General features: G+C 63.5%; 13 protein-coding genes. 3 read left to right on the forward strand and 10 right to left on the reverse strand.

The annotated features are described in order from the left end of the window. The first annotated feature begins 52 nt into the window (after positions 1-52). From BLV07_RS26255 to BLV07_RS26265, 3 genes are read left to right on the forward strand one after another with little or no spacing between them, the layout of a single operon-like run. Complete coding sequence (locus BLV07_RS26255; protein WP_091891619.1) at positions 53-802, forward strand: MBL fold metallo-hydrolase; 750 nt, start codon at positions 53-55, stop codon at positions 800-802. Then, complete coding sequence (locus tag BLV07_RS26260) at positions 778-2091, forward strand: MFS transporter (protein ID WP_244551216.1); 1314 nt, start codon at positions 778-780, stop codon at positions 2089-2091. The genes BLV07_RS26255 and BLV07_RS26260 overlap by 25 nt, the downstream gene beginning before the upstream one ends. A gap of 30 nt (positions 2092-2121) precedes the next feature. Continuing rightward, positions 2122-2478, forward strand: a complete 357-nt coding sequence (locus BLV07_RS26265) for an SHOCT domain-containing protein (RefSeq protein WP_091891728.1) — start codon at positions 2122-2124, stop codon at positions 2476-2478. A gap of 260 nt (positions 2479-2738) precedes the next feature. Here the strand turns inward: BLV07_RS26265 and BLV07_RS26270 are convergent, their stop codons facing one another. The 10 genes from BLV07_RS26270 to BLV07_RS26320 all read right to left on the reverse strand — a co-directional run bounded on the left by BLV07_RS26270 (position 2739) and on the right by BLV07_RS26320 (position 12981). Continuing rightward, complete coding sequence (locus BLV07_RS26270; RefSeq protein ID WP_091891624.1) at positions 2739-2939, reverse strand: hypothetical protein; 201 nt, start codon at positions 2937-2939, stop codon at positions 2739-2741. 148 nt (positions 2940-3087) lie between these two features. Beyond that, positions 3088-3951, reverse strand: a complete 864-nt coding sequence (locus BLV07_RS26275) for a sugar phosphate isomerase/epimerase family protein (protein WP_091891627.1) — start codon at positions 3949-3951, stop codon at positions 3088-3090. Then, positions 3951-5156: a dihydrodipicolinate synthase family protein gene (locus BLV07_RS26280; RefSeq protein ID WP_091891631.1), complete on the reverse strand. Its 1206-nt coding sequence runs from the start codon at positions 5154-5156 to the stop codon at positions 3951-3953. The genes BLV07_RS26275 and BLV07_RS26280 overlap by 1 nt, the downstream gene beginning before the upstream one ends. A 136-nt stretch (positions 5157-5292) precedes the next feature. Continuing rightward, entirely contained in the window at positions 5293-6444 is a 1152-nt protein-coding gene (locus BLV07_RS26285) for a Gfo/Idh/MocA family protein (RefSeq protein ID WP_091891634.1), read from the reverse strand. Then, positions 6441-7838: an enolase-like domain-containing protein gene (locus BLV07_RS26290; protein ID WP_091891637.1), complete on the reverse strand. Its 1398-nt coding sequence runs from the start codon at positions 7836-7838 to the stop codon at positions 6441-6443. The genes BLV07_RS26285 and BLV07_RS26290 overlap by 4 nt, the downstream gene beginning before the upstream one ends. Positions 7839-8042: 204 nt before the next feature. Then, positions 8043-8873 (reverse strand): ABC transporter ATP-binding protein, encoded by an 831-nt coding sequence (locus BLV07_RS26300; RefSeq protein ID WP_091891640.1) that lies wholly within the window; start codon positions 8871-8873, stop codon positions 8043-8045. Positions 8874-8887: 14 nt separating this feature from the next. After that, complete coding sequence (locus BLV07_RS26305) at positions 8888-9880, reverse strand: ABC transporter substrate-binding protein (protein ID WP_176945759.1); 993 nt, start codon at positions 9878-9880, stop codon at positions 8888-8890. A 74-nt stretch (positions 9881-9954) separates the two neighbouring features. Next, on the reverse strand, positions 9955-10764 hold the full coding sequence (locus BLV07_RS26310) for an ABC transporter permease (RefSeq protein ID WP_091891646.1): 810 nt from the start codon (positions 10762-10764) through the stop codon (positions 9955-9957). A 506-nt stretch (positions 10765-11270) separates the two neighbouring features. Continuing rightward, positions 11271-11978 (reverse strand): TetR/AcrR family transcriptional regulator, encoded by a 708-nt coding sequence (locus tag BLV07_RS26315; protein ID WP_176945760.1) that lies wholly within the window; start codon positions 11976-11978, stop codon positions 11271-11273. A 154-nt stretch (positions 11979-12132) separates the two neighbouring features. Further along, the gene (locus BLV07_RS26320) at positions 12133-12981 is read right to left on the reverse strand and encodes a VOC family protein (RefSeq protein ID WP_091891652.1); all 849 of its coding nucleotides are present in this window, start codon (positions 12979-12981) and stop codon (positions 12133-12135) included. Positions 12982-13194: the final 213 nt, after the last annotated feature.

Raw genomic sequence — 13194 nt, forward strand, 5'->3', positions numbered from 1 at the left:
CAGCAGATCGATTGAATGTTATTTAGCCGCTCTTAGAGAGGAGTGCAAGTCCATGATCCTGCGCCAGTTCTTGCATTGCGATCCCGTCGGCATCTCCTACCTCCTCGGCTGCGGCGGCAAGGCGGCCGGCGCGGTCGTCGATCCCGTCGGCGATATCCAGCCCTATCTGCAAGCCGCCGACAATGCCGGCATGCGCATTCACTTCGTCATCGATACGCATGTCCACGCCGATCACCTCTCGGCGGGCCAGGCTCTCGCCGATGCAGCGGGAGCGGCCTACGTGCTCTCGTCGGCAGCTTGTGTGTCGTTTCCGTTCAGGGGTGTGGGCGACGGCGACGTCCTTCCGCTCGGCAACGTCACGGCGACCGTTCTCCACACCCCGGGTCACACGCCCGAGCACATCTGCATTCTTGTGACTGACCGGACACGCGCCGACGAACCCTGGTTCGTCCTGACCGGCCATACCCTGATGGTCGGCGATCTCGGCCGGACCGAACTCGCCGCCAGCGCCGAAGAAGGCGCCAAGCAACTGTTCCGCAGCGTGCGCAAGCTGAAGGGCCTGCCTGATTACGTCGAGGTACTGCCCGGCGCCTATGCGGGTTCGGTCTGCGGTCGCCGGCTGAGCGGCAAGCCCTGGTCCACGATCGGCTTCGAGAGACGGCACAACCAGGCCTTCATGATTGAGGATGAAGCCGAGTTTGTCCGGTTCATGGTCGCCGAGATTCCGCCGGCGCCGCCGGAAGCCGCGGCCATCAGAGCCGTCAATTTCTGGCGTCAATGCCGCTGCGGCCTGATGCCATGAGCGAAGCGGTAGCCGCCCCGCAAGGCTCGCCTTCGGTCAGGTTGGGGCTGAAGGAAAACTGGCCGCAGTTCGCTCTGCTGGTCCTGATCAACGCCTTCGTGGGCGGCATGATCGGCATCGAGCGAACTGTCGTGCCGCTGATCGGCGCTGAGGAATTCAAGATCGGTTCGACGACGCTCGTTGTGTCCTTCATCGTGAGCTTCGGCGTCGTGAAGGCGTGCGCCAATCTGGTCTCCGGGCAACTAGCCGACGCCTGGGGTCGCAAGCGCGTTCTCATCCTCGGCTGGCTCGTCGGGCTGCCGGTGCCATTCATGATCATGTGGGCGCCGAGCTGGAAATGGGTCATCGCCGCCAACGCCCTTCTCGGCATCAATCAGGGTTTTGCCTGGTCGATGACCGTGATCATGAAGATCGATCTGGTCGGGCCGAGGTCGCGCGGTTTGGCCGTGGGCCTGAACGAGTTCGCCGGTTATCTGGCAGTGGGCGTGACCGCCTACCTCACCGGATATCTTGCGTCGGAGTACGGGCTGCGGCCGGCGCCTATCTACCTCGGCGTCGTGTACGCTATCCTAGGCTTCGCGCTCTCGGTCCTCTTAGTGCGCGACACGCGCGAGCATGTGCGGCTGGAGACGGCGGGCCACGGCCCGCAACCGGCTCCGATCAGCTTCCGGGAGATTTTTGTCCTCACGTCGTTCAGAGATCGCAACCTGTTCGCCGCATCGCAGGCCGGGCTGGTGAACAACCTCAATGACGGCATGAGCTGGGGCATTTTCCCGCTGTTTTTCGCCTCCTTCGGTCTGCCCGTCGATCGGATCGGCATATTGAAGGCCACCTATCCGGCGACGTGGGGCATCCTTCAGGTCGCCACGGGTCCTCTGTCCGACCGCTGGGGCCGCAAGGGCCTGATCGTAGCCGGCATGTGGGTACAGGCCGCGGGTTTGCTCCTGACTGGGGCGACCAGTCATTTCGAGTGGTGGCTCATCGGCAGCCTCCTGCTCGGACTTGGCACCGCCATGGTGTATCCGAGCTTGATCGCCGCTGTATCCGATGCCTCGCATCCAAGCTGGCGCGCGCGCTCGCTCAGCGTCTACCGCTTCTGGCGCGATCTCGGCTACGCGATCGGGGCGCTATCGGCCGGCATCATCGCGGATCGATTCGGACTTTCGGCGGCCATAATCTCGATCGCCCTCCTGACGTTCATTTCCGGCGCCGTCGTAGCGGTGTCGATGCGAGAACGCGCCGCGGACTCGATTGACCTCGCGCAAAAAGAGAGCTGGCCGGCGGAGTAGAGTCGGGTCTCTTCAACGATGGAGAAGCCCATGCAGAAGGTCTTGATCCAAGCGATCGCAGCTCTTTCCCTCATACCGGAAGCAGCTTGGGCACAGGCGCCGTCGAATACCGAACGCTACTACGGTTGGGGTCCGCACATGATGGGTTGGGGCGGAGGAGGATACGCCATGATCTTCGGTCCGCTGTTCATGATCCTGTTTCTCGCGGTTCTCGTTGCCCTCGCGGTTGTCCTTGCTCGCTGGCTGGGCGGCCCGTGGCCGGGGACATACCCACCGCACCAGTCTCCGCCCGCTCGGACACCGCTCGATATTCTCAAGGAGCGCTTTGCGCGCGGCGAGATCGACAAGGCCGAGTTCGAGGACCGGCGGCGCGTTCTCGGCGAATAAGTCGGCGCGTCTCCTCAATCTCCCTTAGTTGGAAAGGCAACGCCCGTGCACGTTTGCTGATACTGAACGACCCGCCCTAGGCTCCGAGCGGACCTACGATGGCCTACGCCTCGCCCGTGCCTGCACGATCAGACCATGGCTCGCGAGCCACGCCTTAGTCGTCCTGCTTCAAGGCTCGACGAGACCATGCATGTCCCTGCTGCGCACTCTCTGTGCGGGTGCAGCGACACGTAACGCAAACGACAGCCTCTTTTCTGACCTCACGCGGAAATCGTCTTCGGCCCAACATCATTCGTGTTTGTGATCGCGTTGCATTGTTGAAAGTAAGAAGACAACGCAAGATCGGCCAGATGATCCCAATATTCTGCTTCTGCGAGCAGCTTCCATTTGTTCATGCTGTTGTATGCGGCCTGTTGGCGGCACAGTGAGCTCATCGCACGCAAGCGTCGCACTTTCTCCACTGCGAACCTCCCTCCGCGCCTGCTTGTTTGCAAGCGCATTTGTGTTGTGAGAGCTTCGCAGAACGAATTGACGAGTGATAGTCCGGTGTTTGAGGGTGAATCGATGATAGCGCAATCGTCTGACTTTTCGCCGAAACACTCGTGTTAACTACACCACCGTCTTGTGCCGCGCGATGCAGGTGCGCAGCACCTCGTCCATCGGCTTGGCCCACCAGTCATTGGAGAAGATTTCGATCTCCGAATAGCCGGCAAAGCCCTGCGCTTCGACCGCTTGACGCACCGATTTGATGTCGATGACACCGTCCCCCATCATGCCGCGGTCGTTGAGGATGTCCTTGGTCGGCACCATCCAGTCGCAGACATGAAACGCGAGCAGGCGATCTTGGCCGGCGCGCGCGATCTGGCCCATCAGCTCCGGGTCCCACCAGATGTGATAGACGTCGAGCGCGACACCGAGCATGCCGCTGCGGCCGGGGTCGAGCCGGTCGCAGATGTCGAGCGCCTGCTTCGTGGTGTTCACGCAGGCGCGGTCGGCTGCATAGGCCGGATGCAACGGCTCGATCGCAAGCGGCAGGTTTGCCTGTCTGGCGTAGTCGAGCATCTCGGCGAGCGCTTCCTCGACCTGCCCGCGCGCTGCGGCGATATCCTTCGAGGCCTCGCTGCCCGGCCGCGAATATTGCGGCAGGCCGCCGACGACGAGCACGATGCAGGGCGCGCCGAGCGCCTTGGCTTCATCGACGCAGCGACGGTTGTCGTCACGAACTTCGCCCCGGCGCGACGCATCCGAAGTGAACATACCGCCGCGGCAATAGCCTGACAGATCAAGGCCGGCATCGCGCACCGCGCGTGCGGCACGGTCGAGACCGACGGCGGCGATCTGGTCGCGCCAGGGATCGATGGCGCGAATGCCGTGACGCGCACAGGCCTCGATGATCTCGACGAGGTCACCCTGCTTGCGGACCGTCGCCGTGTTCAGCGACAGCCAGCGGTGGTCGGACGAGAAATCACGCATCAGTCTTCCAGTCCGTGCGAGGCGAGCACCGTCTTCATCCGCCTCGTCGCCAGCTCCGGATTGGCGAGCAGGCCGGCCTGATCGGCAAGGCGAAACAGCTCGGCCAGATGCAACATCGAACGCGCACTCTCCTGCCCGCCGACCATGGTGAAGTGGTCCTGGTGGCCGTTGAGATACGCCATGAACACCACGCCGGTCTTATAGAACCGCGTCGGCGCCTTGAAGATGTAGCGCGACAGCGGCACCGTCGGTCCAAGCACGTCGTGGAAACCGGCGTCGTCGCCGGCTGCCAGCCGCGACAGCGCGTAGGAGGCTGCCGGCGCGATCGCATCGAAGATGCCGAGCAGCGCATGCGAAAAGCCTTGGCTATCGCCAGCGATCAGCTCCGCATAGTTGAAATCGTCGCCGGTGTACATCTTGATGCGCTTGTCGAGCCGCCGGCGCATATCGATCTCACGCTGCTTGTCGAGCAGCGAGACCTTGACGCCGTCGACCTTGGCGGCGTTGCCGTTGATGATGGCAACCGCGGTATCCATCGCCTTGTCGAGATCCTTGGTGCCCCAATATCCCGTCAGTGCCGGGTCGAACATGTCGCCGAGCCAGTGGATGATCACGGGCTCGCGGACTTGCGACAGCACGCGGTCATAGACTTTTGCGTAATCATCGGCGTTGCGGCCGAGTTTTGCGAGGGCCCGCGACGCCATCAGGATGATGCGGCCGCCGACCTTCTCGACTGCCGAGATCTGCTCCTCATAAGCGCGGATCACGTCGTCGAGGCTCTTGGCATCCTCGACTGCGAGGTGGTCCGTGCCGGCTCCGGAGAACACCAGCGCGTTGCGGCGCTTTGCGGCAGACACCGATCGCGTGATCAGCTCCAGCGAGGTCGGCCAGTCCAGCCCCATGCCGCGCTGCGCGGTGTCCATCGCTTCGGCGACGCCGAGACCGAGGTCCCAGACGTGCTCGCGGAATGCGATGGTCTTGTCCCAGTCGACAGCGACCGAAAGCCAGGGATCATTGTCCGCGAAGGGATCGGCCACCGTATGCACGGCCGAGAAGGCGATGCGGTTCAGCGGCCCTTCGAGCTTCGCCGGAAAGGTGCGTGAAGCCGCGAGCCGGTAGGTCTCGATCGAGCGATCGGCCTTCGGCAATTTTAGCGACAATGACGACATTGAAGGGACAGGCTTGGGCAGGACGGGCTTGTTCATGACTTCGAACCTCTCCCCGTCATTGCGAGGAGCGAAGCGACGAAGCAATCCAGACTTCCTCTGCGGAAAGACTCTGGATTGCTTCGCTTCGCTCGCAATGACGGCTTAGTAGACATCAGGGCTTATCCAATAGACGTCACGCCTTGATCGGGGCGACGTCGATCCAGCGCCGCTCCTTCCAGCTCTTCAGCGCGCATTCGGCGAGCTGCACGCCCTTGGCGCCTTCGAGCAGCGTGAACTTGTAGGGCGCATCCTCATAGACGTGACGGATGAACATCTCCCACTGCTCTTTGAAACCGTTGTCGTAGGTGACGTTGTCGGGCATCTTCTGCCAGTCGCCGTAGAAATCGTGCAGCCGCTTCTCGTCGGGATTCCACACCGGACGGGGCGTCGCCTGCCGCGCCTGGATCATGCAGTCGGTGAGCCCTGCGACCGCCGAGCCCAGCGTGCCATCGACCTGGAAGGTGACGAGGTCGTCGCGATAGACCCGCGTCACCCAGGACATGTTGATGTGGGCGATGACACCGCCCTTGAGCTGGAACGTCGCGTAAGCCGAGTCGTCCGCGGTCGCCTTGTATTTCTTGCCCTGCTCGTCGTAGCGCTCGGGAATGTCGGTGTTGCCGATGCAGCTCACACTCTCGACTTCTCCGAACAGGTTGTCGAGCACATAGCGCCAGTGGCAGACCATGTCCAAAATGATGCCGCCGCCGTCCTCGTCGCGGTAGTTCCAGGACGGCCGCTGCGCCTCCTGCCAGCCGCCTTCGAACACCCAATAGCCGAACTCGCCGCGCACCGAGAGGATGCGGCCGAAGAAGCCGGAGTCGCGCAGGAAAGCAATCTTCTTCAGGCCGGGCAGAAACAGCTTGTCCTGCACCGTGCCGTGCTTGACGCCCTTGGCGTTGGCGAGCTTCACGACCTCGACGGCCTCCTCGAAGTTCGTCGCGATCGGCTTCTCGCAATAGACGTGCTTGCCGGCATTGATCGCCTGGGTCAGAAGACCAGGGCGCGCCTGCGTGGTCGCGGCGTCGAAGAACATGGTGTCGTTCTTGTCGGCGAGCGCGGCATCCAGATCGGTGGTCCAGCGCGTGATGTTGTAGCGTTTGGCCAGAGCTTCGACCTTCTCGGCGCTGCGGCCGACCAGGATCGGATCGGGCATGACGCGGTCGCCGTTCTTCAGGCGGACGCCGCCCTGCTCGCGGATCGCGACGATCGAGCGGATCAGATGCTGGTTGAGCCCCATGCGGCCGGTAATGCCGTTCATGATGAGGCCGAGGCGCTGGGTGGTCATGACAATTGCTCCTGAAGTGATTTTGGCTGTTCGAGCGGGCGGAGCGCCGACCAGTCCGGATGGACCGAGGTGGCGAAGCCCGCAGCATGAAGCGATCCCGTCAGGAGATCGCCGTCGTGAATGGAGAGCCGGATGCCCTGCCCGGCATCGACATAGAGATCGGGATGCGCGGCCGCGAAGGCCGCCGCTTCAGCGGCCGGCGTTTCGCCAAAACCGTCGACATAGTGATGGCCGTTGCGCTCGGCGTGGGTGACGCCGATGAAGGCGCCGAGCGCGAGGTCCTGCTGCACGGCAAGGCCGGCCTGGCAGGTCAAATCCTCGCCGGTCACGAAGAAGGTCTCGCCTTCCGCGCTCCATTTCGCCGCGCGCGTGGCATTGACGATGGACTTGTAGAGGCCTTTGCAGGATTTCGATGAGATGCCGCGATAGCCGAGCGCCCGCGCTGCCGGGAAGGCGTCATAGGAATCATCCGCTTCGTCGATGATGAAGCCACGTGTGGCCAGCGAGCCCAGCGGCGACTGCCTTGTGATGTCGCGCGGCATCGGCTGCTCGACATAGAGCGGGCGCGTGGCGATCGGCCGCAACGCTGCATCATGATCGAGCCGAGCCATCAGCGCCTGCAACGCGGCGAGATCGGCGTATTGCTCGTTAGCATCGAGCGTCACCTTGTAGTCATGTCCCAGCGTCTCAAGCTCCTTGCCGATCCGCGCCAGCCGCGCCGCATCGGCCGCGGGATCGCCCGACAGCTTGAGCTTGAAATAGCGAGCACCGGCGTTCTCGCGTGGATCGGCAACACCGCCCTCACCTTCCACCGCATCATCAAGTCCGACGGTATGCCTGATGGCAACACGCTCCAGCCGCTTCCGGCCGGAGAGGAACGTCCTGATGTCCCTTTCGCTCAGGTCAGGCGAAAGCCGCGCATCGATGCCCGCGATGTTAGCGGCCATCCCGTCGAAAAAGCTGGTCCCGACAGCGCGCAGCAGCGCATCGAGGATCGCCTTGTCGATCTCGGCTGGACCATAAGCCGCTGCAAGCGCGGGAATGTTCTTCTTCGCACAAGTCGCAACCTGCGCACCGATGCACGCGGCATGCAGATCGAACGCCGTCAGATATCCAGTCCGCGCCAGATAAAGACCGCGTGCAATCTCCAGCGAGCGACGCAGGCCATCGACCGTCTGCGCCGGCGACAGCTCCGGGCGCTTGTCGAACCACTTTGGCACCAGCAGTTCCGCGCTGGCGCCGACCGCAACGCTCCTGCCCTCGACCTCGATCTCGACGCGCACGAACAGCTGCGGCGTCGCGTTGATGGTAATCGCGCCAAAGCGGAACGGCCGCGCAAACTGCACGGGACGTTCGAAGAAGGCGATGTCTCGCAACTTCAGGCGCGGCGCCATGGTGCTACTTGGCTCCGGAGGTGTGGCCGCGGGCGCGGTGCACCTCTCCCGCTTGCGGGAGAGGTCGGCGCGCAGCGCCGGGTGAGGGTTCTATCCTCTTGGGGAATCTTGCCAGCGGAGACACCCTCTCCCCAACCCTCCCCCGCAGGCGGGGGAGGGAGCGCACCGTCGCCGCGGTTGCAGCCCGACTCAATCGCATTGCCCTCAGTCCAATGCACCTTGCGAAAAGAAATGCTTGCGGATGCGCTGCACGAGCTCGGTGAACACTGGGTCAGCCATCACGTCGAGCGAGCGCGGGCGCGGCAGCGGCACGTCGTAGATCGCGGCGACCGCACCGGGACGCTCGGTCATAACCAGCACGCGGTCGGCGAGGAACACGGCCTCCGGAATCGAATGCGTGATCAGCAGCACCGTCTTCTTCGTCTCGCGCTGGATCCGCATCAGCTCGACGTTCATGCGTTCGCGCGTCAGCGCATCGAGTGCGCCGAACGGCTCGTCCATCAGCATGATCTTGGGATCGTGCACCAGCGCGCGGCAGATCGAGGCGCGCTGCTGCATGCCGCCGGAGAGCTGCCAAGGCAGCTTCTTCTCGAAGCCTTCGAGCCCGACCAGCTTCAGCAGCGACTTGGCGCGATCGAGATATTGCTGCCGCGGCAGCCGCTTCATGTCGATCGGCAGCATCACGTTGTTGAGGATGTTGCGCCAGGGCAGCAGCAACGCGTTCTGGAACACGATGCCGACATTGCCGTGCGGCTTCGTCACCTTCTCGCCCTCGACTAGGACCTCGCCCATGGTCGGCGGCAGCAATCCCGAGATCAGCTTGAGCAGCGTGGACTTGCCGCAGCCGCTTGGGCCGACCACAACGAAGAACTCGGCGTCATTGATGTGGAAATCGAGCGGCTGCAGCGACGGCACATCGCCGTCGCGCGTCCGGTAGGTCTTGGACACGCCGGACAGTTTGATGCCCGACGCATCGCCGGCAGCCCGTTCGCTCACCAGTCTCAGATGCGCGGCCGGCTGGACGGTTTCGCTCATTACGGTCGCTGATTTCACGAGCCACTCTTCGGCAGATAGTCGTTGGTGTAGAACGCCTTCGGGTTCTCCTTGGCCTTGGCGTCGAGGCCGCCATATTCGACCAGCAGATTGACGGTCTCGCTCATGTTCTGATCGGTGACCTGGAACGGCCGCTTGCTCTTGGTCTCCGCGGTCCGGTAAAGCGGGATGGTCAGCTCAAAACCCTGGGTCAGCGTATCGATCTTGCCGCCTTTCGGGTTGGCATCGAGGATCGACTGCGCCGCGGCCTTCGGCTCCTTCTCGGCCGCTTCGACCGCCTTGGTCGTCGCCGACATGAAGCGGCGGACCAGATCGGCATTGGCCTTCACATAGTCGGTGTTGGCGATGATGCCTGACGAAACCATGTTGATGCCGTAGTCGGCGAACTTGATCGGATAGACGTCCTTGCCGGTGGCGTCCTTGATCTTCATCGACTGGTCCATGACGTAGCCGAGCAGGAGATCAGCCTGGCCATTGATGACGGCGTTGAGTTTGGTCTGGCCGTCGCCGGCAACGGTTTTGAAGTCGCTCTCCTTCAAGCCGGTCTTCTTCAGGAACAGCGGCCAGATCTGGGTCATGGAATCGGCTGGCGTGATCGCCACCGTCTTGCCCTTGATGTCCTCGGGCTTCCTAATGTTCTTGTCGACGAAGCTCATCGCGGACATCGGGCTGGTCTGGAGCAGCACGCCGGTCGCAACCACAGGCGCGCCCTTGATCGCGGCACGCATCATGGTGGGAACGTCGACATAGCCGAAATCGGCGGTCTTGGCGGCGACGGCCTGGGTGGTCGCAGCCGAGCCGCGGCCTTCCTGGATCTCGAGGTCGATGCCCTCGGCTGCGTAAATGCCCTTGGCCTTGCCGTAATAGAACGGCGCGTGCTCGCCATAGACGTACCAGTTCAGCATCAGCACGACCTTGTCGGCCGCCTGCGCCGGCACCGCCGCAAACACCATCAGCGCCGCCGAGACGACTCCTATCCACCGCTTCATTGTCACTCTCCCTTGCCCTTATCGCGTCGACCGTTGGTGGCCGCTCGTTGCTTCACTTCAGAGTCTGAAAATATTTAAGAGGCGAAAATCACGTCCTCGCGCTGGCTGACATGCCAGGGGATGATCAGCTTCTCGATGCGGTCCACGACCCAGAACAGGACCACGCCGAGCAGCGCCAGGATCACGAGGGCTGCGAACATCGTCGGCAAGTCGAACGTGCCGATCGACCGCTGCATCACGTAGCCGATGCCGGAATTGGAGCCGACGAACTCGCCGACGACGGCGCCGACCACGGCAAGCGTCACCGAGACTTTGAGACCGGAGAAGATCGCGGGCAGCGCATGTGGCAGGTTCACCGCGCGGAACACCTGAAAGCGGCTGCCCTGCATGGCGCGGGCGAGATCGACCATGTCGGGGTCGACCGATTTGAAGCCCTGCACGGCAGACACCACCACCGGGAAGAAGCCGAGCAGGAAGGCCGAGATCACTTTCGGGATGATGCCGAAGCCGAACCACACCACGAACAGCGGCGCGATCGCGATCTTCGGCACGGATTGCGAGAACACCAGCAGCGGATAGACATAGCTCTCCACCGTCTTCGACCCCGCGATCAGCATCGCGACGGGAATCCCGAACAGCGCCGATAGCAGGAAGCCGCAGACGGTCGCATAAGTGGTCGGCCAGGACTGGCGCAGCAGTTCCGGCCATTCGGTGCGCAGCACCGCGACGACATCGGCCGGCGACGGGATCTGGTAGGCGGGAATCTTGAACAGCCGGATCGCGAGATCCCAGGCAACCACGATGAAGACCAGGAACAAAAACGGCCGAACCCAGGCCGCATTCAGCATCTTCGACACCGCACTCTGCGGCTTCAACTCAGCCACGTCTCACTCCCGGCATTCTTGTTCGTTGCGGAGAGAAATTAACCCGTTGGATAAATACTGTCCAGCCCCCTCCCTGTGACGTTTTGCGGCGGGTTCCGGGCGTTTTGGGATCATGCATCTCGCCAAACCAGCAGTTGTTGTCCCGGCCTAGTGCGCAATTGCGCACGGGGGCCGGGACCCATAACCACAGGGGGAAATTTGGCGAAAGCTGGTCCTTCGGGATTGGCACTAAACACAGCCGAGAGTTCACGCGGTATGGGTCCCGGCCTTCGCCGGGACGACGATGAGGAGGCACATTCGCGCCGCACTCTCGGTGTCATTCCCCGCCACCGGGTCTCGCCTTCGGCGAGCCCGATGACAGGCTCCGGCAGGGAATCCAGTACGCCGCGGCCCCTCCGTATCCCACCAACGTCTCTGGAATACTGGATTGCCCGCCTTCGCGGGCAATGACGGCGGAGAGTTTGGAAAGAGCGGGCGCAACGTCGACCAGCGCGCGAACCGCAGCGCTAAACCGTCTGCACCAAACCCGCGCGCGACTTCGGTGCCTTGGCGAGCTCGAACAGGGCGGCGGACTGCCCCGTCAGGGCGGCGAGCACGAGGCCGACCATGTGCGCGAGGCGCTCGTCCTTGGCGTCCTTGGCGAGCAGATCGCGGCCGAAGATCACGCTGAGCGTCGCCGAGTTGGAGAGGTAGAAGAAGCAGAGTCCCGCGATCGAGATGTAGAGCTGCACCGGATCGACAGCGACCTGGAAATCGCCGCTGTCGACGCCGCGGCGCACCACGGTGCGGATCATCTCGACGAAGGGCGAGTGCATCGACTTGACCTTGGTCGAGCGCTTCAGGTGCTTTGCGCGCGCGAGGTTCTCGGTCTGGAGCAATGACAGGAATTCGGGATTGCGCAGGAAGTAATTCCAGGTGAACTCGATCAGGCGGCGGATGGCCTCGGGCGGGTCGAGATGTTCGAGGTCGAGCCCCCGCTCCTCGCTGCGGATCTTGTCATAGGCGCCTTCGAGCACGGCGAGATAAAGCTCGTCCTTGTTGCCGACGTGGTAATACAGCATGCGCTTGTTGGCGCCGGCCTTGGCGGCGATGCGATCGACGCGCGCGCCGGCGAGGCCATGGGCCGAGAATTCCTGCTTGGCAGCTTCGAGAATGCGCAGCCGCATCCCCTCGGGGTCGCGCTGCCATTTCAGAGTTCGTATCGCCTTCGCCAAACCGGTTGCTCGCTGGGTGCTCTCAGGTCAGCGTGTAGCACGAGGAAGCCGTCATTGCGAGGAGCCCTTGCGACGAAGCAATCCAGACTGCCACCGCGGAGGAATTCTCGATTGCTTCGCTTCGCTCGCAATGACGGGTGGAGAGACCGGGGCCCTACTCCACCGGCTTCGGCGAACGCTCCAGCAGCACGGTCTGGATGCCGCAGGTGCCGTTCCGCACCGTCATCACCCTCGTGCCCGGCTTGCGGCCGTTGCGGACCTCGGAGACGTCGAGGCCGCCAGCGATCAGGCGGGCGCGGGTGGCGTCGATGTCGGCGACGCGCCAGCTCAGGCCCCAGAGCCGGTCATGCGCGGGATCGCCACCCGCCACCGGGCGGCGCACCACCTCGACGATGAGATCGCCGCAGCGGAAGAACATCAGCTGGCCCCAATCCTGGTGGGAGCGGTCGAGTGCCAGATCGAGCCCGAGCCGCGCGCCATAGAGCGCGGCGGCGCGCTCGGAATCCTCCGTCGTGATCACGACGTGATCGAGCGCGTCGATCGGTGCGATGTCGGTCGCGAGCGACTTGGGCCGCTCGTCGGCGAGCTCGAGGAAGAACATGCGCACGCCGCGCGTGAGCTCCGTGGCGGCACGCGTGCGCTTCCAGTGCAGCACGGCGTCGGATGCGGCATCGCTGCTTTCGACCTCCACGACCGGATCCGGCCTCAACGCCACGCGCTCCAGCCGGCGGTACATCTTGCTCATGTCTGCGACACGAAAGCACAGGCTCGCGAGCACACCCTCCTGGTCGTCGAGCAGCGCGCGCATGCGGTCGGCGCTGACGCTGAAGCCGCTCGGTGCCATCAATTCGATCGTCATGTTGTCGAGGGTGAACAGCGCCCGGTCAGCGCCCTCGCCGGAATTCTGCCAGGCCGGCGCGCGTCCCAACAGCGTCTGATAGGCCGCCTTGGCCGCACCGATATCTCTGACCAGAGCGACGACATGATCGAGGCCGGTGATCATCTTCCCCCCTTTTTGACCGCCCCTTGTCGACCCGGAACCAAGGGCCGAAAAACGGCGTTTGTCCGGGCTTGGCATTTCCCTGTCATGGTCGTATTCCCCCACCATGCTGACCTCAAGCGCTTCGGGCGGCAGTCTTGCGAATATTTTCAGCGATCCCTCGGCGGAACCGGTGTTAGAGTAGGCGTGCCGGCCGGGACCACAAGCGCATCACGG

This window comes from Bradyrhizobium sp. Rc2d, from assembly GCF_900099855.1.
In the GTDB taxonomy this organism is placed as follows: Bacteria; Pseudomonadota; Alphaproteobacteria; order Rhizobiales; family Xanthobacteraceae; genus Bradyrhizobium.

Excerpts from the sequence above, each read along its gene's own strand:
- BLV07_RS26255 (WP_091891619.1), top strand. The coding sequence starts at position 53 with ATGATCCTGCGCCAGTTCTTGCATTGCGATCCCGTCGGCATCTCCTAC.
- BLV07_RS26260 (WP_244551216.1), top strand. The coding sequence starts at position 778 with ATGCCGCTGCGGCCTGATGCCATGAGCGAAGCGGTAGCCGCCCCGCAA.
- BLV07_RS26265 (WP_091891728.1), top strand. The coding sequence starts at position 2,122 with ATGCAGAAGGTCTTGATCCAAGCGATCGCAGCTCTTTCCCTCATACCG.
- BLV07_RS26275 (WP_091891627.1), bottom strand. The coding sequence starts at position 3,951 with ATGCGTGATTTCTCGTCCGACCACCGCTGGCTGTCGCTGAACACGGCG.
- BLV07_RS26280 (WP_091891631.1), bottom strand. The coding sequence starts at position 5,156 with ATGAACAAGCCCGTCCTGCCCAAGCCTGTCCCTTCAATGTCGTCATTG.
- BLV07_RS26285 (WP_091891634.1), bottom strand. The coding sequence starts at position 6,444 with ATGACCACCCAGCGCCTCGGCCTCATCATGAACGGCATTACCGGCCGC.
- BLV07_RS26290 (WP_091891637.1), bottom strand. The coding sequence starts at position 7,838 with ATGGCGCCGCGCCTGAAGTTGCGAGACATCGCCTTCTTCGAACGTCCC.
- BLV07_RS26300 (WP_091891640.1), bottom strand. The coding sequence starts at position 8,873 with ATGAGCGAAACCGTCCAGCCGGCCGCGCATCTGAGACTGGTGAGCGAA.
- BLV07_RS26305 (WP_176945759.1), bottom strand. The coding sequence starts at position 9,880 with ATGAAGCGGTGGATAGGAGTCGTCTCGGCGGCGCTGATGGTGTTTGCG.
- BLV07_RS26320 (WP_091891652.1), bottom strand. The coding sequence starts at position 12,981 with ATGATCACCGGCCTCGATCATGTCGTCGCTCTGGTCAGAGATATCGGT.